1 protein-coding gene is annotated in these 559 nt (G+C 39.2%); it reads right to left on the bottom strand.

Features of this window, described 5'->3' with window-relative positions; translation table 11 throughout:
- Nucleotides 1-122 precede the first annotated feature (122 nt).
- A complete protein-coding gene (locus ACYQ2O_RS12745; protein WP_459796775.1) occupies nt 123-434 on the bottom strand; it encodes a DUF6431 domain-containing protein in 312 nt (103 codons plus the stop codon).
- Nucleotides 435-559 lie beyond the last annotated feature (125 nt).

Raw genomic sequence — 559 nt, forward strand, 5'->3', positions numbered from 1 at the left:
ATCCGCTGGTCTAAACTGACAAACGTGCTGGAATAAACAGATTCTGTCGCTTAATTGACCCATTTTCTTAAAAAAAACTGCCGGAATAAAGTGACATTTACTGGCTGGATTATTTTGCTTTTCTACAGATAGAACCAGTTTCTAATTCTTTGGATGGTGGATTCTTCAAGGGGAACCTCTTGGGTATCTTTCTCGATGATCTTCTCCAAGATCTCAGCAGCGTGTATTTTATAGGGTACCAGGATATCAGGTAATTCATGGTGGATTCTTCTGCAAACACTGTTAAGACATCGCATTCTTCGAACAACAAGAATTTTTCTGCATCCAGTAGCATCTATCACGTACCGCCTTCTAGACCCTATAATTTCAAGTTTCCCCATACAGATTGGGCATACACTTTTCTCCATACTCTTAACTAAAAACACTCTTTTCATTTGAATTTACCCAAAATTTTATGATTTCCTGAACGGTGACAAAAGCCCGAGGTATACACATGTGGAAAACATGGTATCCTCGGGCTTTTGAGCAGTCCACAGCTTAAATCTGTGGACTAATTTCA

Source organism: Alkalibacterium sp. m-11 (assembly GCF_054658155.1).